The sequence below is a fragment of the Nocardia sp. IFM 10818 genome, assembly GCF_054655275.1.
In genome coordinates, this window is record NZ_BAAHJH010000001.1 from 5,970,357 (window position 1) to 5,995,529 (window position 25,173).

Here is a 25,173-nt window from a genome sequence, read left to right on the forward strand (position 1 = left end):
TCAGGGCCGATCCGACTCGGCCGAGTCCCGCTCCCCCGCCGTCTCGGCTCGCTCCGCGTCCCGCCCGGCGCGGTGGTGCTGCCGCCACTTCCAGCAGATCAGGCCCAGTACCGCGACCACCGCAGCAGACACTCCCTGGTTCAGGCTCCGGCGTGCAGCGCCTTCACCGTCGGCGAGCTTTCCACGGTGGCCGAGTCCGGGTAGGTGCGTAGTACGCGGTCGGCGGTGCCGGAGGTGGTCACGGTGAACCAGTAGTGCTCGTTCTTGAAGTGATGCAGGCGGTGATTGCGCCAGACCGCCTTGAAGAGTGTGGTTTTCGGCTTGTAGTCGGTGTGGATCAGGTAGTGCGTCCACTCGTAGTTCAGGCCGAGCACGCCGAGCACGGTCAGGAAGGTGAGGCCCATCCCGAGCCGGGGGAAGGCCAGCAGGCCGAGGGCGGCGAGGGCGGGCAGCAGCCACAGGAAGGTCTGCCACGGAATGAAGATGAGCGGGATCGCCCGCGGATCGGTGTGGTGCTCGCGATGTTTGCGAGCCAGTAGCGAATCCACGGTCACCGGGCCGAGAGTGCGCGGCCGCCAATGCAGGACGCAGACGTGGATGAGCCATTCGGTGAACGGGAACAGCGCCAGCATGATCACCGGGACCAGGGCGTCGGTCCACTGCCAGTCGCCGGCGAGAATGCGGGCGGTGAGCGCGGTGACCAGCATTCCGGCAATGATCCACGGCGAGGGATGTCGCAGGAATTCCCGGAAGGCCGCCCCGAGGGTCAACTGCTTGCGCCGCGGCCGGGCCTCCTCGGCGGCCAGCCGGGTGCGGGCCCGTGCGTCGATCGCGGCCTCCTTGGCGCGGCGATGTCTGATTCGCGTGGCGACGTTCATTGTTCCGTTTCCTCCATCCGGCGCATCACGGTCTCGAATTCCGTGCCCGCCAAAGCCAAGAGCTCGCCCGCGGACTCGCGAGCGGCGGCGCTGTCCCCGGCCGTCACCGCGGCCGCGAGCCGCCGATACCGGTCGATCTGCCCGACCTCGGCGGCCATGACGCCCGCGAGCGCGACGATCGCGGGTTCGTACACGGCCTTGAGGTTGTTGAACAGCAGCCGGTAGACGATCGAATCCGCGGCATCCACCAGGTGATCCCAGAAGCCGAGCGCCTCGATCTGCTGGGCCACCGGATCCGACTGCGCGGCAAGCGATTCCAGCGCGTTGCCGAGCTCGGCGGCAATCCGCGCGCCGCCGCGCGCCGCGGCCAGGGCCGCGATCTCGCTCCCCATGGCCCGCCGCGTCTCCAGCACGCTGCGAATCACCGCCGGATCCAGCCGCCCCTTGCGAATCAGCAAGCGCGGCAGCAGATCCAGGCCGGCATAGCGCCGGAAGTCGCGGACCGTGGTGGCCCCGCCCTGCCGGACCTCGACCAGCCCGCTGTGCGCCAGTCGCTGCAGCGCCTCCCGCACGGTCGGCCGCGACACCCCGAGGGCCTCGGCCAGCTGCCGTTCGGCGGGCAGCGCCGCACCCGGTTCCAGTTCCCCGTCGAGCACCTCCCCGACGAGTTGATCGAACACGGTGTCCGGCACGGTGCGCCGATCGATTCGCTTGATCGCCATGCCACCGACGGTACGATCCGAGTGGCCAGGTGGTCAAGTGGTCAGACCAATTTAGCTTTATCCAGGTCAGGTCGAGAACGGTGAGCCCGCACCCTCGGATCGGGTCTGCCCGCCCCGCCCGGTGACCGACAGCGGCAGCGCGATGTCCTCGAGCGCGCGGCCCTCGGCATCCACGGCCAGGGCCCGCGCGATCAGCCCGCCGGTGATCATGACCGCCGCGCCCATCAGGTAGCCCAGGAACAACCGGCCCGGTTGCGAGCCGTCGCCGATCAGCGCGCCGTAGATGCCCGGACCGAGCGCCCCCACGCACTGGCCGATGGCGAAGAACACCGCGATGGACTTCGCCCGCACCTCCAGCGGGAAGATCTCGCTCACCGTGAGATAGGCCGAGCTCGCACCCGCGGAGGCGAAGAAGAAGATGACGCACCAGCACAGCGTCTGGGTGACCGCATTGAGCCACCCGGCGTAGAACATGGCGGCGGAGCCGGCGAGCAGCACACCGGAGAGGATGTAGGTTCCCGAGATCATGGTGCGCCGCCCGACGGTGTCGAACAGATGCCCGATGGTGAAGGGCCCCAGCAGATTCCCGGCCGCGAACGCGATCAGGTAGATGGGTGTCTCGGAGGCGGGCACGCCGTAGAACTTGCCCAGTACCAGCGTGTAGGTGAAGAAGATCGCGTTGTAGAGGAACGACTGACTGATCATCAGCGAGGCGCCCAGTATCGCCCGCTGCGGATACTCGCGGAACAGTACCCGGGTCAGCGCCACGAAGCCGATCCGCTCGGCGGGCTTGACCTCCATGGCCTTCGACTCGTCGATCGGCGGCAGCTCGTGCCCGGTCGCCGCCACCTCCCGCTCGATGCCGGCGATGGTGATTTCCGCCGCCCGCTCGTGCCCGTGCATGATCTGCCAGCGCGGGCTCTCCGGCAGATGCCGCCGCACCAGCAGAATCACCACGCCCAGCACCGGGCCGATCAGGAATCCGATGCGCCAGCCCACCGACAAACTCATATGATTCAGCAGAATGTAGGTGCCAATGGTGCCGATAACCGCACCGGCCCAATAGGTTCCATTCACCGCAATATCAACTCGGCCGCGATACCGCGCGGGAATCAGCTCGTCGATGGCGGAATTGATCGCGGCGTACTCGCCGCCGATGCCCATGCCGGCGATGAATCGCGTGACATACAGGAATGCGATCCAGCCGGGCCCATTTCCCAGCGTGAACGCGGTGAGCCCGCTGCCGATCAGATACACGGCCAGCGTGATCATGAACAGATTCCGCCGCCCCAGCCGATCGGACAGATTGCCGAAAAACAACGCCCCCACCACTTCTCCGGCCAGATACACCGTCGCCATCAGTCCCACCGCGGTCGAGGACAGGGCCAGGGTCTCCGGTTCGGTCAGCGTCTCCGCCACCGCGCTGGCCACGGTGATCTCGAGCCCGTCGAGGATCCACGCCACCCCCAGGGCGACCACCATCCGGGTGTGAAAGCGCGACCACGGCAATCGATCGATACGCGCCGGAATCAAGGTCCGAACCGCGCCCTCCGCCACTTCCGGCGACCCCGACATCACGACCTCCCTGAAGTTGAAAACTGCAGTTCGGACTACCCGTCACCAATCCGGCCAAACAAACTGAACCCTACTTCAGTCTGTTATTACGTTTCGATAACACGGGATTGGGTATTCCAGGAAGGTCGGATTCTCTATGAGATCGAGGAGCAGCAGATGCCGATCACCGACGCTCGACCGAATCGGGCGGAACACACCGCCGACCCCTACGAGAACGTCGAACCCTGGTTCGACAAGATGGCCGCGCTGGCGCCGGATGACCCACAGCGCAGGCGAATTCGCGAGGAAGTCCTCGAGATATGCCGCCCGTTGGCCGAGCACGTCGCCCGGCGATTCAGCGGCCGCGGCGAGGAGTTCGACGACCTTTATCAAATCGCATCACTGGGATTGGTCCTCGCCGTCGATCGCTTCGACGTCACCCGCGGCAGCAACTTCCTCTCCTTCGCCGTGCCCACCATCATGGGCGAGGTCCGCCGGCACTTCCGCGACCACACCTGGGCGGTGCGAGTTCCACGGCGCACCAAGGAGATCCAGCATCGCCTCGGCCCGGCCATCGAGCTGCTGACGCAGCGGTACCGCCGCATGCCCACCGCGCGCGAACTCGCCGCCGAGCTCGAGGTCGAACTCACCGAGGTCACCCAGGCGCTGGTGGCGCGCAATGCCTACAAGGCTCATTCCCTCGAGGCCGCCTCGGATACCGACGAGGGCACCGTGCGCTCGGTCGTCAACACTCTCGGCGCAGACGAGCCCTGCTACACGCTGATGGAGGACGCCATGGCGGTGCGCCCGCTCATCGCCGAACTGCCCGAGCGGGAGCGCAGCGTGCTGATCATGCGTTTCTACGAGCACATGACGCAGTCGCAGATCGCGGCGCGCCTACACGTGTCGCAGATGCAGGTCTCCCGCATCCTGAGCCGCACCCTCGCGACCCTGCGCACGCAGGCGCTGAGCGACGGCCGCTGCTCCTGATCCCCCGCGTGGCTCGCGTACCCGATTCGGGTACGCGAGCTTTCGTTTATCCAGCTCCGGAAACCGCCTGCCCGGCCCCGCGAAACCGCCTGCCTAGCTCCGCGACACCCTGGTCTCGACGCCGTCGCGCACCGACTCGACCAGCCGCGTCCCGCGCTCCCGGGCCGTCGCCGCCAGTTCCGGTCCGCGGCCCTTGACCAGTTCGGCCAGTTCCGCCTCCCATTCCCGCACGGCCTCGGCCAGTTCGGCCTCCTTCTCACGCAGGGCCTCCGCCCAGCCGGGGCCGCGGTCCTTGGCCAGCTCGGCCAGCTCCGCGCCGCGTTCCCGGGCCAGCTCGGCCAACTCCGCGCCGCGCTCGCGGGCCAGCTCGGCCAGCTCCGCGCTCCGATGCCGCGCCGTCTCGGCCCATTCCGGCCCACGTTCCTTGGCGATCTCGGCCCATTCCGACCCGCGTTCGCGCGCCAGTTCGGCCAGTTCCGCACCCTTGTCCGCCGCCATTCCCGCCAGCGCCTTGGCGCGAATCGCCGTGTCGTGCAATTGTTCCGTCAAGGCCTCGCCGGTATCGCCGGATGCCCCGACCGGAATCGCCGCCGATACCGCGGCCGCCGCACTGCGCGCCGCCCGCCGCCCGCGCCAGCCCAGCGACGGCTTGCCCTCGGTATCGGCGCTCGCGATGAGCAGGCCCCCGAGCAGGCTCACATCCTTGAGGAACGCGTTGCGCTTGCTGGCCTTCCGCTCCGGATCCTTCTCCGCCCAGAAGTCCTGTTCGATCAGCGCCGAGGGCACCACCGTCGCCGCCAGCACCAGCGCCGCCGCCCGCGGCGCCCGCCCCAGGGCCAGCAGCACCCCGCCCACGACCTGCGCCCCGGCATTGATCCGCACCACCAGCTCCGGATCATCGGGCAGCTTCGCGCCGATGTCCTCGGTGCTGCGGTCCTTGGCCTGCCGCAACAGCACCCCCGCCACCTCGACCCGCTGTTCGGGATGCATCAAGGTGTCGACCCCATCCACCACAAACGCCGACGCCAGCAGCGGCCGCGCAACTCGTCGTAACAACATGAACATCCCCTTTATCTAGATTTGCCTACCGATCGACCGGATACCTCCCCAACCTCGAAGCAAACGCCGAGGACCGGTACGTCAGCGCGGGAAAACGAGCGGATCCATAATCAGGTAGGCATATGTTAACGTCGCGATATGGAGTCGATTCAGCAGCGGGCCGCGGCCTTCGCACGCGACCTGGACCGGAGACACCTGCGCGCGAACGGGCACGACTGGTCCTATTACCGTGGCGGACAAGGCATTCCCGTACTGCTCCTGCCCGGTGGGGCGGGCATCGCGATCAGCTGGCTCGACCTGACGCCCGCGCTGCTACCCGATTTCACCGTGCTCACCGCCGACTATCCCGCCACCGCAACGTCATTCGACGAACTCGCCGACGGCCTGATCGCCGTCCTGGATGCGGAGCACATCGAATCCGTGCACCTGGTCGGCCAATCCGCGGGCGGCATGCTGGCCGAGGTGCTCTCGCGCCGCGCACCGCGACGGGTGGCATCGATCGTGTTCACCGGCGCCGGCCTGTATGGGCCCGAAGACATCGATCGGCTGAAAACCCGTGTGGCAGCCACGGAATCGATGCCCTGGGCGGAGACCCGGGCAGCCGCCCGGCGAGCCTTGCGCGCCGCCTGGCGGGATTCCGCCGAAGCCGAATTCTGGGTCGGACAGGTGGACGCCGCCTACGACCGCGCCGGCCGGCAGGGTTCCGCCAATGCCCTGCGCTGGCTGCTCGATCTGGCCGAGCGCCTGCCCGAGTTGCCACAGCGGCCGCCGTGGCAGGGCCCCACCCTCATCGTCCGATCCGACGACGATCCGCTGATCACCGAGGCCCACACCGGGCGCCTGCGCGCACTGCACCCGCACACCGAATTCGAGACCTTCCCCACCGGGGGCCACTCCCTGCTGGTGACCCGGCCGGCCGATTACGCGGCCGTCGTCACCGGCTTCCTGCGGCGCCGGACAAGCGGATAGCCCGCGCGTACGCTCGGGACAGCGAGAGATGACGGAAGTATGACGTGGCCCGACAGCGGGGAAGGTCGGTGCGGGGGCGTCGGTTGTACGTGTGGCCGAACCGAGGAGGTCAAGTGGCGCAGGAATACAACCGGAATCCGGCGGCGGTCGCGGCGCTGTCGCCCGAGCAGTACCACGTTACGCAGGAGAACGGCACCGAGCGGGCGTTCACCGGCGAGTACTGGGACAACCACGAGCCCGGAATCTATGTGGACGTGGTGTCCGGGGAACCGCTGTTCGCATCGGTGGACAAATTCGACAGCGGGTCCGGATGGCCCAGCTTCACCAAGCCGATCGACGGCGGCAATGTGGTCGAGAAGAAGGATCGCAGCCATTTCATGATCCGCACCGAGGTGCGGTCCACGCACGGCGACAGCCATCTCGGGCATGTGTTCCCCGATGGGCCGCGCGATGCGGGCGGGCTGCGGTATTGCATCAACTCCGCGGCGCTGCGGTTCATTCACCTCGATAACCTCGAGGCGGAGGGCTACGGGCAGTACAAGACTCTCTTCACGAAGGAGGAAGCGTGACCGACACGCGCAAGGCGATTCTGGCCGGCGGATGCTTCTGGGGCATGCAGGATCTGATCCGCAAGCAGCCGGGAGTGGTGTCGACCCGGGTGGGCTACACCGGCGGGGTCAACGACCACCCGACCTATCGCAACCACCCGGGGCACGCGGAGGCCGTGGAGATCATCTACGACCCGGCGCGCACGGATTACCGGGCGCTGCTGGAATTCTTGTTCCAGATCCACGATCCGACGACCAAGGATCGCCAGGGCAATGACATCGGCAGCAGCTACCGGTCGGCCATTTTCTATCTCGATGACGAGCAGAAGCGGATCGCGCTCGAGACCATCGCCGATGTGGACGCTTCGGGGCTGTGGCCCGGCAAGGTCGTCACCGAGGTGACGCCGGCGAGCGAGTTCTGGGAGGCCGAGCCGGAGCATCAGGATTACCTGGAGCGGTATCCGGAGGGCTACACCTGCCACTTCCCGCGGCCGGGCTGGAAGCTGCCCAAGCGGCAGACGACCGCCTGATCGCCTGAAACGAGCACAGCCGCAGGTCGATGACCTGCGGCTGTGCTCGTTCGGTGGAGCGGTCAGTTGGCGGGAGTAGTGGTGACCGGCGCCGTCGTGGTGGTGGGCGCGGTGGTCGTCGGGGCGGTGGTGGTCGGCTGCGTCGTCTCCGGCAGCGCCACCTCCGCGGCGGTGGTGGGCGGGGTGGTCACCTCCGGGGCGGCGGTCGTGGTCAGCGGCACCGCGGGATCGGTGGTGGTCGGCGCGGTCGTCGTCGGCGGCGTCGTGGTGGGCGCGGTCGTCGTGGGCAGCGTGGTCGTCGGACCGGTGGTCGTGGTCAACGCCTTCGGGTCGCTACCCGGGGTGGTGGTGACCGTGGTGGTGCCCGACGTCGAGGTCGTGGTCGACGCGCCCGAGGTGCTCTCCGGCGCGGCGGCCAGCACGGCGGCATTGGCCGACGGCTTGGCGGTCGTGGTGTTCAGCTCGCCGGCCTGCGCCTTCTTCGCCAGCTCGGTGAGCCAGGCCGCCGCGTATTCGGCGGAGGTCAGCGGCTTGCCGTCCGCGGGGTTCGCATCGCGCCAGTAGTCGAAGTGGTGGCCGGTGCCGTTGGGGCCGAGGGTGAGCTTGTACGGGTCGCTCATGATGACCGGAATGGTGTTCTGGTTGGTCACGATGAGGCCCACGATCTCGTTGAAGATCTTCTGCGGCAGGTAGGCCAGCGGCGACATCTGTTCGGCCGCAATGGAGTCCGCGGCCGCGGGGGCCTTCTTCTCGCCCGGCTTGTAGGCCGGATCCGACACGCGCAGCAGCACCGTCAGGAAGGTCTCGTCGCTGGCCATCCAGTTCGGCTGCGAGGCGATGTCCGCGAACGCCGCCATGGCGATGCGGCCCAGCGCGGCGGCGACATCCTGTCCGGTCGCCGGGGTGAGTCCTTCGCGTTCCAGCTGATCGGCGTTCACCTGCCGGCCCACGTTCACCACCAGTTGCAGCAGCGAAATGTTCTGCGGCGCCGAGCAGGTCAGGTCGCCGTCGGAGCAGAACGAAGCGATCTTGCCGTTCAGTTTGCCGAAATCGCCGCTGGTGCCGGGCAGTGCGCCCTGCCCCGCCACCGGCTTCGCGCCGTTCTGATACTTCTGGTCGAACCCGTCGGGGTTGCTGAACGGATCCTGCGCGCCGATGAACGGGCCGTCGCCGGCCTGACGACCGGAGTCGGCGAGGATGACCACGCCGACCACATCGTCCGGATCGACGATTCCGTATTCACCGTTCTGGCCGGGTTCCTGATTTCCGATCTTCATGGCCACGCGGCGCACCACATCCGCGCCTTCGCTGTAGCCGACGATCGAGAACTTGGTATCCGGGCAGGCCGCCGAAATCTCGGTCATCACTCGTTCGGCATTGGCCACACCGGTGTTCACGGCATCTTCGTAGGTGGCCATATTCGCCGGGTAGGCGATATAGACGGCGGCATACGAATCGGGATCGACCGAACCGTCCGGCGCATTCACGACCGGGTCCAGCCATTCGCTGGAATGATCACCTGCCAATGCCGCGGGCAACTCCTCGCCATTGGCTCCCACCAGCAGTTTCGCCTCGCCGGTCCGCGGCGTGTCACCACGTCCGGCGACCGAGATGGTCACCATGTCATGGCATTCCGTGACCGAGGCTTTGAGCTGAGTTTCCGTGGTGTCATCCGGTGTCGACGACGTCACCGAAAACGTCGCTGCGACAGCCACTGCCACACCCAGAACCGCGGGTGCGGCGACGGCGGAGGCTATGCGATGACGCGCGAAAAAATCGCCAAGAGCCATGCCCTTATTCCCCATTCCAAGAACAACTACAAGCGGACGGACAGGCTCCCGACAGACCGGTCCACGAGTCACGGGGAACGTCGGAGTTGGACGCTCGAGTGTTACAACGGCGCTATTGCGGGCGCGTCACGAATTCGCTGAGCTGCTAACTCAGTCCGGCCACGGCCCGCATGGCGGCGCGGCCCCGCTCGGCGGCGGACGGGTCGTTCAGCAGCTGGATCTCCTCGTTGACCGACATCGCGGTGCCGATCAGGACGGTCGCGATCTCGCGCGGCGGCCGGTGCGGTCCGGGCAGCTCGGCCTGCGCGGCAGCCACTTCGGCCGCGAGGAAGGCGCGCCACTCGACGGCGACCGCGGCGAGCCGGTCCCGGAGCGCCCCGGGCCTGCCGTCGAGTTCGGTCGAGGCCGCGGTGACGAAACAGCCACCGGGAAACGGGCACTCGGCCAGGTACTCGATCCAGCCGTCGATCAATCGCGTCACACGATCCGTGCCCGGCGGGAATTCCGCCAGCGGTGCGATGACGGCCGCCCGGAAGATCTGCCCGGCTTGTTCCAGCGCGGCGGCTTGCAACTGTTCCCGGGACCCGAAGGGCCCGACCACGCCCGCCTTGCTCATGCCCAGCCGGTCGGCGAGCGAGCCGATGGTCAAGCCCTCCAGTCCGATTCGCGAGGCTTCGTCGACCGCCGTCCGCACGATCCGCTCCCGGGTGCGGGCGGCATCGGCGAATGAGCTACGCGGAGACATGAATCCGACTATAGCGTCCGATCGTTCGCTATAGTGATAGCGAACGATCGGACGCTAAAACCGGAGAATGCCTGATGAGCGAGCTACTACGACTCGATGCGACGGCCCTGACCTTGATCGGCCATGACATCGCCACCCTCGACGAGAGCGATCTCACCGCGCCGACGCCGTGCGCCGGGTGGAATGTCGCGGACCTGATCGACCACATGAACGAGCGGCACGAGCGGATCATCGAAACCGTGCTCGGCCCGCTCGATGAGCACGCCGCCGATCGGCGCGATGGCTTCGCCCGGATCGCGGCGCGCTGGATGGCCGCCATGGAGCAGACGGGCGATATCGTGCGGCTCCCGCAGACCGGGCCGATCCCCACCGATATGGTGCTGCGGATCCACTTCGTGGACATGCTCGTCCATCGCTGGGACATCTCGCGCGCGCTGGGCCGTCCGTGCCCGGTGCCCGCCCGCCTCACCGAGCTCGCCCTCCCCATGGCGCGGGCCACGACGGCGCCCGGCAGCCCGCTCAATGGACCCGGCGGCGTGTACCACGCTCGCCTGCCCGAGGATGCGTCGCTGACTCCCATGGACAATATCGCCGCACTTCTGGGCCGGGACCCGCGGCGCGAAAACCATTGGTAGGGCGCTCGTATCCGCCGCTACAGTTCCGGCATGACACGTTTGAATCAGATTGTCGCCGTAGAGAAAGGGATCAAGTCCCGGACCTTCTCCGAGCTCACCGAGGCCCATCACAAGCTGGGTAAGAACCCGCTGCTGAGCGGTATTTCGCGCACCTACCGCCCCAAGGACGAGGAGGGCGAGCAGCTGCCGCCCGAGTCGACGCGCGTACAGGTGAAGTCCGAGGAGGTCTTGAAGACCACGGCGGAAATCCTGACCAAACTGTTCGATGTCGTCGCGACCAAGGATTGGGCGAACTGCACCGCCCGCGCCGATGTGGTGGTCGACGGGCGCACACTGATTCAGGACGCGCCGGTCACCTATCTGCTGTTCCTGGAGAAGCAGCTGGTGGACCTGCACACCTTCGTGCGCAAGCTGCCCGTGCTGGATGCCTCGGAGTCCTGGGAGTACGACGCCTCCGCCGACTGCTACGCCACCGAGCCGGTGCAGACGGTGCGCACCAAGAAGATTCCGCGCAACCACGTGAAAGCCGAAGCGACGGAGAAGCATCCGGCGCAGGTCGACGTGTATCACGAGGATGTGGTGGTCGGCTACTGGCGCACCATCAAGTTCTCCGGCGCGCTGCCGGCCAAGCGCGTCAACGAGCTCACCGAGCGCGTCGAAAAGCTGCAGCAGGCGGTGAAGTTCGCCCGCGAGGAGGCCAATAATGCCGAGATCACCCAGCGCAAGCTGGGCGCGGACGTCTTCGGATATTTGTTTGGCTGACCGCCGCGCCACCGGCTACTGTCGGTGGTGCGCAAGGAGCGCAAGCTGAAACAGAAGTTCAATGTGACAGGCACAGCGGCACAGTGGAGGTTCGAATCCTCCTCCCGCCACGCACGGCGGGATAGCCCAACCGGCAGAGGCACCGCGCCCTCAAACTCACGTTATCGCTCCAGTTTCAGCATTCGCCGCCGAACGCCGAATCGAGAGAACGGTTACTCAACGTGAAGGCTGCGGGTTCAACTCCCGCCGGCCCAGCCACCAATGGGCCGTAGCTCAATCGCAGAGCGTCACGTCAACGTGAAACTGATCCCGTTCTTAAACGTGTCGGCGTGTTGCAAATGGGCGGACACCGAAGCCCCGGGGCAGGCTAGGCCCCGGGGTTTCTTCATGGGTTAGCGCAGATGAGACCGGTTGTTACGATGCCGGATTCGACGGTGCGGGTGGGCGACGAGCGGTAGCATCGAAGCCAGGCTGGCCTGACCATTCAAAGTCCTTGTGTCAAACCACATTTCGTGAGTCCTGCGCTGCCGTGATCACGAACGGTGTTCGGGCGGAACAGGATCGAAAGGATGCGGTCATGTCAGAGGCTCGTCAGTATCAGTTGCGCTTGCTGGCCCCCGACCAGGAGGCGATGGCCGACGCGGTCGTCCAGGCCCTGCTCACCGGCTCGACCGCCGGGGTTCCCGAATACCTGGCCGACGATATCGCCGCGGTGCGCGGTCAGAGCAGTCTCGGCGCGGTGACCATCCATCGCGAGAAAGGCGTAGCACTCGACGGGTTCGCCGCGCGGCCACTGCTCGGGGGCCCGCACCCGCTGATCGTCATGCCCGCGGGCTTGGACGCCACCGGCTGGAAGATGTACGCCGGAGCCATCGTTCGGCTGCTGATGCGCGGTTATGCCGTCGTCGCCTATACCGAGCGCGGACTGCCGGGCTCCGGGGGCGAGCTGACCGTCGCCGGGCCCGAGGACGTCGCGGACGGGCTCGCGGTAATCCATTGGGCCATCGGGAACGCCGACCTGAACATCGATGAGAATCGCATCGGCATGGCCGGGATCTCCTATGGCTCCGGCATCAGCCAGCTGGTGGCGAACAATCCCGAATCGAAGGTCAAAGCCGTTGTCGCCCTGAGTACTTGGGCGGATCTCGGCGAAGCACTCTACGACAACCAGACCCGGCACATTCAGGCCGCGAACGCCCTGGGCTCGGTCAGCGAGAATCCCAGTGCCGAACTGGAGAAGGTGCTCGCCGACTTCCAGGCCAACACCAATATCGAAGGGGTCCTGGACTACGCGAAACCCAGGTCGCCCGCGCAGATCCCGGAGCAGGACCTACGGCCCGTGCCGACCTTCTTCACCAGCTTCTGGCACGAGACGATCTTCCCGCAGAACCAGTTGCTCGCCTATTTCGACCGCTTCCCCGGCCCGAAGCGGCTGGACCTGGCGGTGGGCGACCATGGCGCGGTGGAGATTCCGGGTCTCATGCTGGGCGTGTACACCCGCACCACCGAAGCCGCCTACGACTGGCTCGACCACTATGTGCGCGAGCAGGACAACGACATCTCCCGGGACGGCGCGGTCCACACCGAGTCCATGCACGCCTTCACCTCGGCGGCAGCGCCGGATCTGCGCTCCTGGTCGCTTCCAATGCGCCGCTACCATCTCACGGCGCCGAACCCCGAATCCCCCGACGGCACGCTGACACTCAACCAGCCGTCCTCCTTCAGCCACAGCTTCCAGGCGGGCGAGAAGCAGGTCCAAGCCGTGGAGAAGCTCGTCTTCGACGGCTTCGCCGAGCGCCTGCTCATGCCCAAGCGCCAGCGCTTCGCGGAGGTCGACCGCACCGCGGCCGCGGTCTGGACGACCAAGCCCGCCTTCCTCAAACCACAGCACATCGCGGGCATCCCCGCCCTCGAATTGACCGTCACCCCCTCCAGCGAAACCGTCACCCTCGTGGCCTACCTCTTCGACCACAATCCCTTCACCGGCGCCATGCGCATCATCACCCATGCCGCCACCACCGTGCACAACCAGCAGCCCGGCCAGCCGAAACCGGTGCGGTTGCGCCTGCAGGCCACCGACTATCGCATTCCGGTCCTGCACCGCCTCGTGCTGATCATCGACCCGAAGGATCCGCTGTACGGCGATGAAACCGCTGCGGGCGCCACCATCACGCTGTCCAGCGGACAGGACGGGGCCTACATCGACATCCCTATGACATCCTGACCGGACTCCCGCCGAAAGCCCCGGGCCGGTCCCGGGGCTTTCGGCAGATCGGCGGTCAGTTTCGCGCGCCCGCACCGTCTTCATCCGTAGCACCGCACCACGCCGGATGGAGACTCGTCATGACCGTCACAGCCACCACCACATCGGCCCGCCGCCTGATCCCCGCCATCGGCGCCGGCTCCGCCCTGTTCATCACCGCGGGAATCATCGGCGGGCTCACCCGCGCGGGCTTCGACATGGTCAAGAACCCGCTGAGCCAGTTGAGCACCGGCGATCTCGGCTGGCTCAATATCGCCAACTTCGTCGTCTCCGGCCTGCTCATGCTGCTGGGCGCCTACGGCCTGCGCGAGGTCCTCCGCGGGCAGCCCGCCGGGACCTGGGGCCCGCGCTGGATCGCCCTCAACGGCGTCGGCCTCATCGCCGGGGGCGTCTTCGTCACCGATCCGGCCTTCGGCTACCCCGACGGCGCACCCGCACTCGCACCGGACACGCTGAGCTGGCACGGCTGGCTGCACGCCGTCGCACCGATCATCGGCATGATCGGCGCCGTCGGCGCCATGGTCGCCTTCGCCCTGCGCTGGCGCCGCGCCGGCCATACCGGCCTCGCGGTCTACACCGTCCTCACGATGATCGTTTATGTCGTCGGCGGCTTTTCGGTCCAGGCCACCCAGAACGCCGAGGGCTACTACAACTTCATCCCGCTGTGGATCACGGGCGTCATCGCCGCCGTCTGGATGATCGTGCTCTCCGCCCGAGTCCTGTCCGAAACCCGCGCGCAGTAACCGATTTCACTACTCACGGCGCGGCGTCGTCCCGGCGTAGGTCGACCCCGCGCCACCGATGATGGCCAGCAACGTCTTCCGCAGCCGCTGCACCTCGGCCCGCCCGCCCGGTCATGGCCGCAGGGGCCGCCCTGCTTTCGGCAACCGCGCCTCGATCGGCTTACCTCCGAGGTAATCGACGCGCCGCAGACCCTCTGCAAACATCGTCTGTGCCACCAGCCAGCGAGAGCAGGAGAACCGAATGACCGCCGCCGAGGCCACCCGCACCACCGTCGATGCCTTCCTCGCGGCCCGCGCCGCCGCCGACACCGCCGCCATGACCGCCCTGTTCGCCGACGAGGTCGACTGGGTGCTCGCCGAGAATCCCGACGTCCCCTGGATCCGTCCCCGCCGCACCGCCGCCGAATGTGCCGCCCAATTGGACGAATTGATGTCCCACGTGGTCCCCGAGGAGGCCTCGGCCACCATCGACACCTTCCTCGTCGACGGCACCGACGCGGCGCTCTTCGGACACGTCGCCGGTAAGGTCCGCGCCACCGGAAAGACCTTCGAAGGCCCCTTCGCCCTCCGCCTGACCGTCGAGAACGGCCGCATCACCCGCCACCACCTCTACGAGAACAGCCTCTCCATCGCCCGGGCCTGCACGCGGTGAGCACGCGCCGCTGATCGCTCGGCTGTCGGCTGTTTCCGTGGAAGATGGTGACCGGGCCATCTACTCGAGCGAGCCGGAGGAAACGAATTGTCCAGTCCCGCAGCTTCATCGCTGTCTTCAGGGGTCTCCGGTCGTGCGCTCGCCGTGGCGGCCGCCCTCGCCGCGGTGCTCGCCGCGGCCTTCGTACTCGCCCCGCGTCCGCTGGCGGCGAGCGGGCCGGGGGACGGCTTCGCCGATGCGGAGGACATTCGGGCCTCGTTCCGGGCGGCGTTCGTCGAGTATTGGGGTTCCGGCAGTGCGGAATTCCCGTCCGGGATGGCGCGGGTCGTGGATTTCTGGTTTCACTACCACATGGTCAAGGCGGTGATCGCGGCATTGCTGCTGGCCGTGCTCGTCTGGCTCGGCGTGCTGCTGTGGCGGGCATTCCTGACCGCCGGGGGTTTCGGCGCGGGCCGGAAGGCCGTTCTCGCGTCGGGCGGCGTGGTCGTCACGATGCTCGCGCTGTTCTCGGTGGTATTGGTCATGGCCAATATTCAGGGTGCGGTGGCGCCGTTCGCCTCGCTGTTCCCGATGCTGACGGACGGGGCTGCCGATGCCGAGCTCGCCGCGACGCTCGATCGGGTCCGGCAGGGGCTGGGCGACTCCACGGATCGCCCGACCGCACCCGCCCTCGAGGTGATGATCGACGACTTCGCCCGGTATCACGTGGTGATGGCCGTGATCGCCGCGATCGTGGCGGTCGTGCTCATCGGCCTGAGCGCGCTGTCGTGGATCGGCGTCGCACGCTGCTCCGATAGGCGGACGAGACGCGTACTGGGCTCGTTCGGCGCCCTCTCGGCAGTGCTGTCGCCGGTCGCGATCGTTGTCGCGGTGGCGAATACGACCACCGCGGCGGATTCGGCCCCGGCGCTCGCGGCGCTCTTCGAGGGCGGCTGGTGATTCAGTCGCCGATACGGGCGATGGTCTCGGCGACGCGTTCCAGGTGGTCGGCCATGGCGAGGCGAGCCCGTTCCGCGGAGCGGGCCTCGATGGCGCGCACGATGGCCTCGTGCTCGCGGTCGGAGTCGGCGCGGCGGTCCTGGGTCAGGTTGAGGAATTCGGACTGCACGTCCAGGGCGCGGCGGGTGTCGGCCACCATCGAGGTGAGCATGGTGTTGCCGCTGGCCGCGGCGATGGCGGTGTGCAATTCGCCGTCCAGGCGGACCCATTCGTGGGCGTCGGTGGTGGCGGCGAGCTGGTCGAGGATGTCGAACAGGCCGCGCAGCTGCTCGGGCGAGTGGCGGTCGGCGGCGAAGCCGGCGGCGGGGATCTCGACCAGCTGACGGGCTTCGATGAGGTCGCGGGCGTCGATGCCGGCGAAGGTCAGCTTGGCGCTCTCCTTGGTGGAGATGACGAAGGTGCCGCGGCCGGTGTGCGTTTCGGTGAGACCCAGAATGGCGCAGGCCTGCAGGGCCTCGCGGACCACCGGGCGGCTGACCCCGAATTCCTTGGCCAGGGCGATTTCGCCGGGCAGGCGATCGCCCACGGCGTATTCGCCGTCCTGGATCAGGCTCTTCAGTCGACGAAAGACCGCCTCCGTAGCGCCGATGCGCTGCACTTGTCCCTCTCCGACCGTCACGCGACCAGTATGGTGACTCGGCCGATGCGGCGCAAAAGCGCTCGGCCTGCGTTTTCACTGGGTGAGACGCTCGGCTCGCACCGGGTGGGACCCGCGGCATTGACAGCGGGTGTGATCCCAATTACCTTCTACCTGTCTTACAGCCTGACAGCCTTACTGCACGAGCGCTCACCTCCCCGCGCTCACGAGGACTGTCGGGGTCCGAGGAAGGTTTTCCATGCAGCACCAAGAACTGCCGCCGCCCGCGGCCGGCACCCCCGCGCCCCGAGTCGACCTGGGTGACGTCGGCTACCAGAAGGGCCTGCGCAAGCGGCACATGCAGATGATCGCCATCGGCGGTTCCATCGGCACCGGCCTGTTCCTCGGCGCCAGCGGCCGCATGGCGCTGGCCGGGCCGTCGCTGGCCATCGTCTACATCATCTGCGGCATCTTCACCTTCATGGTGGTGCGCGCCCTGGGCGAGCTGGTCATGTACCGGCCCTCCTCCGGCGCATTCGTCTCCTACGCCCGCGAATTCCTCGGTGAGCGCGGGGCGTACTCGGTGGGCTGGCTGTACTTCCTGAACTGGTCCACGACCCTGGTCGCCGACATCACCGCGGTCGCGCTGTACGCGCACTTCTGGTCGTTCTTCGTACCGGTGCCGCAGTGGGTGCTCGCGCTCATCGCCCTGGCGGTCGTGGTGGTGCTGAATGTCGTCTCGGTCCGGCTCTTCGGCGAGATGGAATTCTGGTTCGCGCTGATCAAGGTCGGCACCATTGTGGTGTTCATGCTGGTGGCCATCGGCTTCATCGTCACGGGCACCGCCATCGACGGCAATGTGCCCGGCATCTCCACCATTACCGACAATGGCGGTCTGTTCCCGAAGGGCCTCGCGCCCATGCTGACCATCGCGCTCGGCGTGGTGTTCGCCTTCGGCGGCACCGAGATGATCGGCGTGGCCGCGGGCGAATCCGACAACCCGCGCGCCGTGGTGCCGAAGGCCGTCAACTCCATCATGTGGCGGATCATCCTGTTCTACGCCGGTTCGGTCGTGCTGTTCACGCTGCTGCTGCCGTGGACGGCCTATTCCGGGGACGAGAGCCCGTTCGTCACGGTCATGAGCAAGATCGGCATTCCGCACGCGGGCGATGTGATGAACCTGGTGGTGCTGACCGCCGCCATGTCCAGCCTGAACGCGGGCCTGTACGCGACCGGCCGCACCCTGCGCTCGATGGCGGTGGCCGGGGCCGCGCCGCGCTTCGCCGCGCGGATGAACCGCAATGGCGTGCCCTACGGCGGCATTCTCATGACCAGCGCGGTCGGCATCGCGGGCGTGGTGCTGAACATGGTCATGCCGCACAAGGCTTTCGAGATCGTGCTGAATCTGGCCGGCCTCGGCATCGTCGGCACCTGGGCGTCGATCATGGTGTGCCACTGGATCTTCGTGCGCAAGGCCGAACAGGGTGAATACCAGCGGCCGGAGTTCCGGCTGCCGTTCGCGCCGGTGCTGAATATCGCGACGCTGGGCTTCCTCGTCGCGGTGGTGGTGCTGATGTTCTTCGACGAGGAGATCGGGCGGATCACGCTGGTCGTGTTCCTGGGCGTGGTGGCCGCCATGGTGGCGGGCTGGTTCCGGGTGCGCGGGCGGCTCGATCCCGAGGTGCTGGCGCCCATCGGGGCGAGTGACGAGGCCAGGGGCCTATGAGCGACGGTCTGGGAATGACCGCGGCACAGCGGGTTCCGGAGTTGCGAGTCGACCTCCTCTATACCGGGGGCACCTTCGGGATGATCGATCTCGGCGACGGACTGCGCCCGCGCTCCGGGATCGGCGGTGAGATCGCCGCCGTGGTGGATGAATTCGCCGCCGACCGCGGTATCGCCGTCACCCTCCGGTACTCCGAGCTCGACCAGGTCATCGACAGCGCCAATGCCGACGGCGGTACCGCGCGCCGCATTGGCGCGCGGGTGCGAGCGAATCTCGGCGCGACGCCGTCCGATGGTGTGATCGTCATCCACGGCACCGACACGATGGCCTACACCGGGGCCCGGATGGCCTTCGATCTGCACGACATCGCGGTGCCGGTGGTGCTTACCGGGGCGCAGATACCACTGGGACAGGCGGGCAGCGATGCCCGGGACAATCTGCGCCTGGCCCTGGATTCGATTGCCGCCTATCCGGATCCGGGCACCTTCATCGCCTTCGGCACCACGCTGCATCCGGCGGTGCGGGCCAGTAAGCGCAGCTGCGACGGCTACGACGGGTTCACCACCCTGCGGAAGTTCACGCCGCCCGCGCCGCCGGTCACCATGCCGGCCGGGACCGGTGAAACCCATTTGCCGGTGGGGCTTTTCACCGCGTTCCCCGGTATGGACCCGGACTTGCTCGACGCGGCCCTGCGCATCTATCACGGCGGTGTGGTGCTCGAATGCTACGGCGCGGGCACCATGCCGATGCACGGCTCGGCGACCGTCGAGGCGGTCCGGCGAGCCACCCGGCGCGGCACGCCCGTCGTCGTGATCACCCATTGCGACAGCGGCTCGGTCGATCTCGGCCTGTACGAGCCCGGGCGGGCCCTGCTCGAGGCGGGCGCCATCGGCGGCGGGGACATGACCCGCGAGGCCGCGCTCGCCAAGTTGTCCCATCTCGCCGGTCTCGGGCTGCCCGCGGCCGAGCTGCGCCGGTGGATGACCACCAATCTGCTCGGCGAACTCTCGAATTCCCCTGTCTCCCCATCCATCGACGAAGACTGAACGCGACCGCACGGAGCCGACGATGACCGCTGAAACCCGCACCGAAAACGATTCCCTCGGCACACTCGAGGTGCCCCGCGCCGCCTACTGGGGCATTCACACCGCCCGCGCGCTGGACAACTTCGCCATTTCCGGCGACAGCATCGGGCGGTATCCGGCGCTCATCGCCTCGCTGGCGGCGGTGAAACAAGCGGCCTGCCATGCCAATCGGGAACTCGGGCTGCTCGACGACCGCCGGGCGGAGGCCATCGAGGCGGCCTGCGCCGAGATCCGGGGCGGCGCGCTGCACGATCAGTTCCCGATCGACCCGATCCAGGGCGGCGCGGGCACTTCGACGAATATGAACGCCAATGAGGTCATCGCCAACCGGGCGCTGGAATTGCTCGGCCTCGAGCGCGGGACCTACTCCGAGCTCGATCCGCTCGATCACGTGAACCTCGGCCAGTCCACCAACGACGTCTACCCCACCGCGGTCAGACTCGCTGTCGTCCAGCACATTCGGCTGCTGGTGGACGCGCTGGGACGGTTGATCGATGAATTCGCGGGCAAGTCCGCCGAATTCGCCGATGTCATCAAAATGGGCCGCACCCAGTTGCAGGACGCCGTCCCCATGACCCTCGGCCAGGAGTTCGGCACCTTCGCGGTCATGCTGCGCGAGGACTGCGCCCGCCTCGAGGAGGGCATCGCCCTGCTGCGCGAATGCAATCTCGGCGGCACCGCCATCGGCACCGGAATCAATGGCCACCCCCGCTATTCGGCGCTGGCCTGCGCCCACCTGAGCGAGCTCACCGGCGAGCACGTGATCCCCGCCGAGAACCTCATCGAGGCCACCCAGGACTGCGGCGCCTTCGTCCAGGTCTCCGGCATTCTCAAGCGCGTGGCCGTCAAGCTCTCCAAGATCTGCAATGACCTGCGCCTGATGTCCTCCGGCCCGCTCACCGGCCTGCGCGAGATCAATCTGCCTCCGGTGCAGGCCGGTTCGTCGATCATGCCCGGCAAGGTGAACCCGGTCATTCCCGAGATCGTCAACCAGGTCGCCTTCGAGGCCATCGGCGCCGATCTCACCGTCACCATGGCCGCCGAAGCGGGCCAGTTCCAGCTCAATGCCTTCGAGCCGATTATCGGCTACAGCCTGCTGCGCACCACCGCCCACCTGACCGCCGCCGCCGACACCCTGGCCACCAAGTGCGTCACCGGCATCACCGCCAACCGCGACCTGCTGGAACAGAACGTCCACCGCTCCATCGGCATCGTCACCGCCCTCACCCCCCATATCGGCTATGCCGCCAGCGCCCGAATCGCCAAGCACGCCCTGCAGACCGGTCAACCCGTCAGCGAAATCGCCACGGAATTCGGCCTGCTCGAACCCGAAACGGTGAAAGCCCTACTCGCCCCGCACCGCCTGGCCGGCCTGCCCGCCCCCGAACCGGCCGCCAGTCTCTAGCTATCCGCACACGGCGTCGTGGATCATCCGATCCACGGCGCCGCCGGACGCGCCGGTGATCGAGAGCGTGATCCCACGGCTGCCGTCCGCACTGCGCAGGGCGTGCGAGCTGAATCCGTTGACGTACCCCTCGTGCCCGTAGGCCACGCACCCGTCGCCGAGGTAGTACTCGTAGATCCCGAGACCGTATCCGTAGGAACCGTTCACGGGCCGCACGGCACGCATCTCGTCCAGCAGGTGCGGCGGCAGCAGCCGCCCGCCGAGCAGTCCCGCCAAGAATGTATCGAGATCCCGTGCAGTGGAGACGATTCCACCCGCAGCCCAGACATACGAGGGATTCTGATCGGTCACATCGACCACCCCGCCGCCGTAGTCGTAATACGCGCGAGCTTTGGGCCCCAGGATGGTCTCCGCCGTCTGCGGAACGCTGGTGGCGAACATCAACAGCGGCAGCGTAATTCGAGCGTAAATGTTGGCGTGATAAGGCAGTCCCGAAACTCTCTCGATGAGCAGCCCCGCGAGAATGTAATTGGTATTCGAATACGCCCAGCTACTACCCGGCGTGAACTGCAACGGCTTACTGGTCGCCCAATACACGAAATCCGAAGGCTCCCAATCCCGCCGAATATCGGCCAGCGTATCGCGCACCAACGGCCCATGCCCCGCCCCGCCATTCAGGTAGTCAACCAGCCCGCTCGTCTGCCCGAGCACCATCCGCACGGTGATCCGAGGATCCACCCCATACTCCGGCAACCGATCCGCGACCGCGTCATCGAGCCCGATCCGCCCCTCCCCCACCAACTGCAGCAGTGCGGTAGCAGTCATGGTCTTGGTGACGCTCCCGATCCGGAACCGCCCACCCCCCAGCACCGGCACCAGCCACTCCATATCCTCCACCCCCGCCGACCCATCCCACTCCCCACCCGGCCCGTGCACATGAGCCTGCACCCCCGCGGCCCCCGCCGCGACAATGCGATCCAGCGCCCCCTGCCACCGCCCGGCATCAGCAGCGGCAGGAGTCTCAACAGCGCCCGCGAACACCATCGCGGCGGACAGGACGAGCAGCACTCGACGCATTTCGCGCACAGTAATACCCAGCAAACCCCGAGCATCGGCGACACGCGCAGCCGAGCCGGATGGGATCGGCAGTCGCCGCGAATCAGCCCGCTTCGCCCGGTTTCAGGACGGTCACGTTTCCGGCGAGGAAGACATTGACGTAGACCTTGTGGGAGGAGGGGTCGACGGCTACGGCTTGGGGGCTGTCGCCGACCAGGAGGGTGGCGGTGATGGCGTTGGTGTCGGTGTCGATGACGACGACGGGGCCGCCGTCGCCGCCTGCTTCCTTGGGGCGGACGTCGTTCTTGGTGAGGTAGAGGGCGCAGGCGGCGGGGTCGAGCGACATGCGGAACGGGGTGCCGCCGACCGGGATGGTGGCGAGCAGGCGGCCGGTCCAGGTGTCGATCACGGTGACCGAGCCGTCGTCGTTGGCGCAGTAGACGCGTTGGGTGGCGGGGGCCACGGCTACACCGCGGGGACGGCCGCCGCAGTCGAGGGTGCGGGCGATGGCGTTCGTGCGGGTGTCGATCACGGTCAGGCGGGAGGTGCCGAAGTTGGCCAGGTAGAGGCGGTTTCCGGCGGGGTCGAGTGCCATGTCGTCGGTGTAGGTGCCGATGGGGATGGCGGTGGTGACCGTGCGGGTGACCTGATCGATGACCGAGAGGTAGTCGGCGCCGAAATGCGAGACGTACAGGGAATTGGTCACCGGGTCGAGGGCGAGCACGTCCGGGCGGTTGCCGATGGCGATGGTGGCGGTGAGCGACTTGTCGTCGATATTGACGACCGAGATGGTCTGGGCCTGGTAGTCGGCGGTGTAGAGGGTGCGGGTGTCGGGGTCGAGCGCCAATCCCTGTGCGCCCGCGCCTACTTCGATCTTGTCGATGACCTTGTCGGTCCGGGTGTCGATGACCCAGACCAGACCGAGGAAGTCACTGGCGTAGAGGGCATGGGCGGCGGGGTCCACGGCGAACTTGCGGACCGTGCCCTGCATCGGAATGGTCGTGCCCACCTGGGTGGCCGGGCCGACCATCCCACCCTCGTCGGTATTCGAGCAGGCAATGCTGCCGGCCAGTGTCGCGCCGAGCACGATCGCGCGAACGACTGACATGAACGAGGGCATTCCGAGCCTCCTGCATCACCGGATAACCGGGCGTTGCGAACATTTCCCCCACACGATCGCGTCCCCGGCTTCCGATGTCTTCGAAACCTCGAGAATTCAGCTCGGATCGATAGCATTCATCCCCGTTCATCGCGGCGGACCGCCGTCACGGCCTTGCGGGCGGCCACCAGGACCGGATCCCAGACCGGGGAAAACGGTGGGGCATAACCGAGATCGAGGGCGACCATCTGCTCGACGGTCATGCGGGCGGTGAGGGCCACGGCGGCGATGTCGATGCGTTTGCCCGCGCCTTCGCGGCCGACGATCTGGACGCCGAGCAGGCGTCCGGTGCGGCGTTCGGCGAGCATTTTCACTGTCATGGGGGCTGTACCCGGAAAATAGCCGGAGCGGCTGGTGGATTCGATGACCACGGTCACGAATTGCAGGCCGGCGGCGCGGGCGTCCTTCTCGCGCAAGCCGGTTCGGGCCACCTCCAGATCGCAGACCTTGCTGACGGCGGTGCCCACGACGCCGGGGAAGGTGGCATAGTCCCCGCCCACGCCGGAGCCGATGATCTGGCCGTGCTTATTGGCGTGGGTGCCCAGCGGAATGTGGCGCTGCGAGCCGGAGACCAGATCGAGCACCTCCACGCAATCGCCTCCGGCCCAGATGTTTTCGTGGCCGCGCACGCGCATGGCAAGGTCGGTGAGCAGACCGCCGGAGGCGCCCAGGGGCAGGCCGGCGGCGCGGGCGAGATCGGTGGCGGGGCGGACGCCGATGCCCAGAACGACCACGTCGGCGACGTATTCGGCATCGGCGGTGGCGACGGCGCGTACCCGATTCGCGTCGTCGGTGCGGATCTCGACCACTTCGGCGTCGTCGATTACTCGAATGCCCATGCCCTGCATGGCCTTCCGGATGAGGACACCCATATCCGGGTCGAGGGTGGACATCGGTTCGGGGCCGCGGTTGAGCATGGTGACCTCATAGCCGCGGTTGATGAAGGCTTCCGCCATCTCCACCCCGATATAGCCCGCACCCACCACGATCGCGCGGCGACCCTCGGTGGACTCGAGCGTATCGATGAGCGCCTGCCCATCGTCGAGGGTCTGCACCCCGTGCACTCCCGCCGCGTCGATCCCGGGCAGCGGCGGCCGGATCGGCGTCGCCCCGGTGGCGATCACGAGTTTCCCGTACTCGGTCCAGCCCTCCGCACCGGTCTCCAGATCGCGAGCACGCACCCGCTGCCCGTCGATATCGATCTCGACCACCTCGGTCCGCAATCGCAGATCGATCCGCCGGGCCCGATGTTCCTCGGGCGTGCGCGCGATGAGCTGGTCTCGATCCTGCACATCACCCCCCACCCAATAGGGAATCCCGCACGCCGAATACGAGGTGAAATGCCCGCGCTCGAACACCACGATCTCGAGCTCGTCCGCCTTCTTCAACCGGCGCGCCTGCGACGCCGCCGCCATCCCGGCCGCATCCGCGCCGATGACCACCACCCGTTCGCTCATGCAGACCACGTTACGACCGGACGAAGGCCACATAGGCGGCGAGCCGGGTGTAGACGCCGGGGAATCCCGGGCGAGCACAACCGCTTCCCCACGACGCCAGCCCGGCGAGCACACCGTGCACGAGGGCGGGCCCACCGCTGTCGAAGTTGCAGGTGTCCTGGCCGGGCGCGGCGGCGCACACCATGTGCGCGGGATCGAAGGACGGACCGTAGGCGGCGGCGCAGGCCGAGTCCTCGATGATCGCGACCGTGGTGCGGCGGAGCCGGTCATTGGACGGATCCGCGGCGGAGGTCTGCCCCCAGCCCAGTACGAGGACCGCGGCGCCGGGCGCGTACAGACCGGGCCGATCCCGATCGGGCAGCGCGAGCGTGGCCCGTTCCGGCAGCGGCGGATCAATCGTGACTGTCGCAATGTCGTTGTAGCGGACAGGATTCGACTCTCCGCCCAGCGAAATGAACGCCGAATCCGCGTATCCGGGATGCACACGAATCGCGGTGGCCGTGACCGTCTCGCCCACATCGGTGGTCAGGTCCGCACGCCCGAAGGTCAATCGCAACAGCCCCGGCGCGGCCCGGAAGTGGTGCACGCAGTGCGCCGCCGTGACCACTGTCGTGGCGCTCACCAGTTGCCCGGCACAGAACTGCCCCGACGGCCGGAGCGGTTCCGCGGCAGGAAGCCGGACGGCCGCCAGCCACGGTGGCGGATCCGGCTCGATCGTCCCGCCGACCACCGCTCGCGCCGGCGCGGCCAGGCCCAGCGCCATCGCCGCGATCACCATGATCGAAGCGCGGTTCCATCGTCCAGCCATCCGGGAAGTAGTCATATCAAATGACTATTCTTACTGCTCACATCGGCGGTTCCCGGTATTG

At 67.5% G+C, this 25,173-nt stretch carries 24 protein-coding genes; 13 read left to right on the plus strand and 11 right to left on the minus strand.

Going from position 1 to position 25,173, the window contains the following annotated elements:
- Window positions 1-140 precede the first annotated feature (140 nt).
- The 3 genes from ACYQ5L_RS27825 to ACYQ5L_RS27835 form a co-directional block, all read right to left on the minus strand.
- Complete coding sequence (locus ACYQ5L_RS27825) at window positions 141-878, minus strand: sterol desaturase family protein (protein ID WP_459961196.1); 738 nt, start codon at window positions 876-878, stop codon at window positions 141-143.
- A complete protein-coding gene (locus ACYQ5L_RS27830) occupies window positions 875-1,600 on the minus strand; it encodes a FadR/GntR family transcriptional regulator (RefSeq protein WP_459961197.1) in 726 nt (241 codons plus the stop codon). The genes ACYQ5L_RS27825 and ACYQ5L_RS27830 overlap by 4 nt, the downstream gene beginning before the upstream one ends.
- Window positions 1,601-1,666: 66 nt before the next feature.
- Complete coding sequence (locus tag ACYQ5L_RS27835; protein ID WP_459961198.1) at window positions 1,667-3,175, minus strand: MFS transporter; 1,509 nt, start codon at window positions 3,173-3,175, stop codon at window positions 1,667-1,669.
- A gap of 156 nt (window positions 3,176-3,331) precedes the next feature.
- Here ACYQ5L_RS27835 and ACYQ5L_RS27840 point away from each other — a divergent pair, with 156 nt between their 5' ends.
- Window positions 3,332-4,144, plus strand: a complete 813-nt coding sequence (locus tag ACYQ5L_RS27840) for an RNA polymerase sigma factor SigF (RefSeq protein WP_459961199.1) — start codon at window positions 3,332-3,334, stop codon at window positions 4,142-4,144.
- A 93-nt stretch (window positions 4,145-4,237) separates the two neighbouring features.
- Here ACYQ5L_RS27840 and ACYQ5L_RS27845 read toward each other — a convergent pair whose 3' ends face one another.
- The gene (locus ACYQ5L_RS27845; protein WP_459961200.1) at window positions 4,238-5,203 is read right to left on the minus strand and encodes a DoxX family membrane protein; all 966 of its coding nucleotides are present in this window, start codon (window positions 5,201-5,203) and stop codon (window positions 4,238-4,240) included.
- A gap of 138 nt (window positions 5,204-5,341) precedes the next feature.
- Here ACYQ5L_RS27845 and ACYQ5L_RS27850 point away from each other — a divergent pair, with 138 nt between their 5' ends.
- The 3 genes from ACYQ5L_RS27850 (at window position 5,342) to msrA (ending at window position 7,250) form a co-directional block, all read left to right on the plus strand.
- Window positions 5,342-6,172 (plus strand): alpha/beta fold hydrolase, encoded by an 831-nt coding sequence (locus ACYQ5L_RS27850; protein ID WP_459961201.1) that lies wholly within the window; start codon window positions 5,342-5,344, stop codon window positions 6,170-6,172.
- A gap of 113 nt (window positions 6,173-6,285) precedes the next feature.
- Window positions 6,286-6,741 carry a peptide-methionine (R)-S-oxide reductase MsrB gene (gene msrB / locus ACYQ5L_RS27855; RefSeq protein WP_459961202.1) on the plus strand — a complete coding sequence of 152 codons (456 nt, stop codon included), beginning with the start codon at window positions 6,286-6,288 and terminating at the stop codon, window positions 6,739-6,741.
- Complete coding sequence (msrA, locus tag ACYQ5L_RS27860) at window positions 6,738-7,250, plus strand: peptide-methionine (S)-S-oxide reductase MsrA (RefSeq protein WP_459961203.1); 513 nt, start codon at window positions 6,738-6,740, stop codon at window positions 7,248-7,250. The genes msrB and msrA overlap by 4 nt, the downstream gene beginning before the upstream one ends.
- Before the next feature lie 62 nt (window positions 7,251-7,312).
- On the opposite strand, the gene ACYQ5L_RS27865 is transcribed toward msrA, so the two are convergent.
- Complete coding sequence (locus ACYQ5L_RS27865; RefSeq protein ID WP_459961204.1) at window positions 7,313-9,040, minus strand: cutinase family protein; 1,728 nt, start codon at window positions 9,038-9,040, stop codon at window positions 7,313-7,315.
- A gap of 145 nt (window positions 9,041-9,185) precedes the next feature.
- Window positions 9,186-9,785, minus strand: coding sequence for a TetR/AcrR family transcriptional regulator (locus tag ACYQ5L_RS27870; protein ID WP_459961205.1), 600 nt, complete (start codon window positions 9,783-9,785; stop codon window positions 9,186-9,188).
- Window positions 9,786-9,859: 74 nt separating this feature from the next.
- Here ACYQ5L_RS27870 and ACYQ5L_RS27875 point away from each other — a divergent pair, with 74 nt between their 5' ends.
- From ACYQ5L_RS27875 to ACYQ5L_RS27900, 6 genes are all read left to right on the plus strand, one after another.
- On the plus strand, window positions 9,860-10,420 hold the full coding sequence (locus tag ACYQ5L_RS27875) for a maleylpyruvate isomerase family mycothiol-dependent enzyme (protein WP_459961206.1): 561 nt from the start codon (window positions 9,860-9,862) through the stop codon (window positions 10,418-10,420).
- Between the two features lie 30 nt (window positions 10,421-10,450).
- Window positions 10,451-11,182 (plus strand): DUF7873 family protein, encoded by a 732-nt coding sequence (locus ACYQ5L_RS27880; RefSeq protein ID WP_459961207.1) that lies wholly within the window; start codon window positions 10,451-10,453, stop codon window positions 11,180-11,182.
- 577 nt (window positions 11,183-11,759) lie between these two features.
- Window positions 11,760-13,406 carry a CocE/NonD family hydrolase gene (locus ACYQ5L_RS27885; protein ID WP_379196214.1) on the plus strand — a complete coding sequence of 549 codons (1,647 nt, stop codon included), beginning with the start codon at window positions 11,760-11,762 and terminating at the stop codon, window positions 13,404-13,406.
- Between the two features lie 119 nt (window positions 13,407-13,525).
- A complete protein-coding gene (locus tag ACYQ5L_RS27890) occupies window positions 13,526-14,188 on the plus strand; it encodes a DUF998 domain-containing protein (protein WP_459961208.1) in 663 nt (220 codons plus the stop codon).
- Between the two features lie 241 nt (window positions 14,189-14,429).
- Window positions 14,430-14,840, plus strand: coding sequence for a nuclear transport factor 2 family protein (locus ACYQ5L_RS27895; RefSeq protein ID WP_459961209.1), 411 nt, complete (start codon window positions 14,430-14,432; stop codon window positions 14,838-14,840).
- An 87-nt stretch (window positions 14,841-14,927) separates the two neighbouring features.
- Entirely contained in the window at window positions 14,928-15,779 is an 852-nt protein-coding gene (locus ACYQ5L_RS27900; protein WP_459961210.1) for a hypothetical protein, read from the plus strand.
- 1 nt (window position 15,780) lies between these two features.
- On the opposite strand, the gene ACYQ5L_RS27905 is transcribed toward ACYQ5L_RS27900, so the two are convergent.
- Complete coding sequence (locus ACYQ5L_RS27905) at window positions 15,781-16,458, minus strand: FadR/GntR family transcriptional regulator (protein ID WP_459961211.1); 678 nt, start codon at window positions 16,456-16,458, stop codon at window positions 15,781-15,783.
- Between the two features lie 217 nt (window positions 16,459-16,675).
- On the opposite strand from ACYQ5L_RS27905, the gene ACYQ5L_RS27910 reads away from it, so the two are divergent.
- From ACYQ5L_RS27910 to ACYQ5L_RS27920, 3 genes are read left to right on the plus strand one after another with little or no spacing between them, the layout of a single operon-like run.
- Window positions 16,676-18,142, plus strand: a complete 1,467-nt coding sequence (locus ACYQ5L_RS27910) for an amino acid permease (protein ID WP_459961212.1) — start codon at window positions 16,676-16,678, stop codon at window positions 18,140-18,142.
- 14 nt (window positions 18,143-18,156) lie between these two features.
- A complete protein-coding gene (locus ACYQ5L_RS27915; protein WP_459961213.1) occupies window positions 18,157-19,188 on the plus strand; it encodes an asparaginase in 1,032 nt (343 codons plus the stop codon).
- A 22-nt stretch (window positions 19,189-19,210) separates the two neighbouring features.
- Entirely contained in the window at window positions 19,211-20,632 is a 1,422-nt protein-coding gene (locus tag ACYQ5L_RS27920) for an aspartate ammonia-lyase (protein ID WP_459961214.1), read from the plus strand.
- Here the strand turns inward: ACYQ5L_RS27920 and ACYQ5L_RS27925 are convergent, their stop codons facing one another.
- From ACYQ5L_RS27925 to ACYQ5L_RS27940, 4 genes are all read right to left on the minus strand, one after another.
- Window positions 20,633-21,709: a serine hydrolase domain-containing protein gene (locus ACYQ5L_RS27925; RefSeq protein ID WP_459961215.1), complete on the minus strand. Its 1,077-nt coding sequence runs from the start codon at window positions 21,707-21,709 to the stop codon at window positions 20,633-20,635.
- Window positions 21,710-21,791: 82 nt separating this feature from the next.
- Window positions 21,792-22,796, minus strand: coding sequence for a YncE family protein (locus ACYQ5L_RS27930; RefSeq protein WP_459961216.1), 1,005 nt, complete (start codon window positions 22,794-22,796; stop codon window positions 21,792-21,794).
- 128 nt (window positions 22,797-22,924) lie between these two features.
- The gene (locus ACYQ5L_RS27935; RefSeq protein WP_459961217.1) at window positions 22,925-24,304 is read right to left on the minus strand and encodes an FAD-dependent oxidoreductase; all 1,380 of its coding nucleotides are present in this window, start codon (window positions 24,302-24,304) and stop codon (window positions 22,925-22,927) included.
- A 10-nt stretch (window positions 24,305-24,314) separates the two neighbouring features.
- Window positions 24,315-25,082: a S1 family peptidase gene (locus ACYQ5L_RS27940; RefSeq protein WP_459961218.1), complete on the minus strand. Its 768-nt coding sequence runs from the start codon at window positions 25,080-25,082 to the stop codon at window positions 24,315-24,317.
- Window positions 25,083-25,173 lie beyond the last annotated feature (91 nt).

Excerpts from the sequence above, each read along its gene's own strand:
- ACYQ5L_RS27825 (WP_459961196.1), bottom strand. The coding sequence starts at position 878 with ATGAACGTCGCCACGCGAATCAGACATCGCCGCGCCAAGGAGGCCGCG.
- ACYQ5L_RS27830 (WP_459961197.1), bottom strand. The coding sequence starts at position 1,600 with ATGGCGATCAAGCGAATCGATCGGCGCACCGTGCCGGACACCGTGTTC.
- ACYQ5L_RS27835 (WP_459961198.1), bottom strand. The coding sequence starts at position 3,175 with ATGTCGGGGTCGCCGGAAGTGGCGGAGGGCGCGGTTCGGACCTTGATT.
- ACYQ5L_RS27840 (WP_459961199.1), top strand. The coding sequence starts at position 3,332 with ATGCCGATCACCGACGCTCGACCGAATCGGGCGGAACACACCGCCGAC.
- ACYQ5L_RS27845 (WP_459961200.1), bottom strand. The coding sequence starts at position 5,203 with ATGTTGTTACGACGAGTTGCGCGGCCGCTGCTGGCGTCGGCGTTTGTG.
- ACYQ5L_RS27850 (WP_459961201.1), top strand. The coding sequence starts at position 5,342 with ATGGAGTCGATTCAGCAGCGGGCCGCGGCCTTCGCACGCGACCTGGAC.
- ACYQ5L_RS27865 (WP_459961204.1), bottom strand. The coding sequence starts at position 9,040 with ATGGCTCTTGGCGATTTTTTCGCGCGTCATCGCATAGCCTCCGCCGTC.
- ACYQ5L_RS27870 (WP_459961205.1), bottom strand. The coding sequence starts at position 9,785 with ATGTCTCCGCGTAGCTCATTCGCCGATGCCGCCCGCACCCGGGAGCGG.
- ACYQ5L_RS27875 (WP_459961206.1), top strand. The coding sequence starts at position 9,860 with ATGAGCGAGCTACTACGACTCGATGCGACGGCCCTGACCTTGATCGGC.
- ACYQ5L_RS27880 (WP_459961207.1), top strand. The coding sequence starts at position 10,451 with ATGACACGTTTGAATCAGATTGTCGCCGTAGAGAAAGGGATCAAGTCC.
- ACYQ5L_RS27885 (WP_379196214.1), top strand. The coding sequence starts at position 11,760 with ATGTCAGAGGCTCGTCAGTATCAGTTGCGCTTGCTGGCCCCCGACCAG.
- ACYQ5L_RS27890 (WP_459961208.1), top strand. The coding sequence starts at position 13,526 with ATGACCGTCACAGCCACCACCACATCGGCCCGCCGCCTGATCCCCGCC.
- ACYQ5L_RS27895 (WP_459961209.1), top strand. The coding sequence starts at position 14,430 with ATGACCGCCGCCGAGGCCACCCGCACCACCGTCGATGCCTTCCTCGCG.
- ACYQ5L_RS27910 (WP_459961212.1), top strand. The coding sequence starts at position 16,676 with ATGCAGCACCAAGAACTGCCGCCGCCCGCGGCCGGCACCCCCGCGCCC.
- ACYQ5L_RS27915 (WP_459961213.1), top strand. The coding sequence starts at position 18,157 with ATGACCGCGGCACAGCGGGTTCCGGAGTTGCGAGTCGACCTCCTCTAT.
- ACYQ5L_RS27920 (WP_459961214.1), top strand. The coding sequence starts at position 19,211 with ATGACCGCTGAAACCCGCACCGAAAACGATTCCCTCGGCACACTCGAG.
- ACYQ5L_RS27925 (WP_459961215.1), bottom strand. The coding sequence starts at position 21,709 with ATGCGTCGAGTGCTGCTCGTCCTGTCCGCCGCGATGGTGTTCGCGGGC.
- ACYQ5L_RS27930 (WP_459961216.1), bottom strand. The coding sequence starts at position 22,796 with ATGTCAGTCGTTCGCGCGATCGTGCTCGGCGCGACACTGGCCGGCAGC.
- ACYQ5L_RS27935 (WP_459961217.1), bottom strand. The coding sequence starts at position 24,304 with ATGAGCGAACGGGTGGTGGTCATCGGCGCGGATGCGGCCGGGATGGCG.
- ACYQ5L_RS27940 (WP_459961218.1), bottom strand. The coding sequence starts at position 25,082 with ATGGTGATCGCGGCGATGGCGCTGGGCCTGGCCGCGCCGGCGCGAGCG.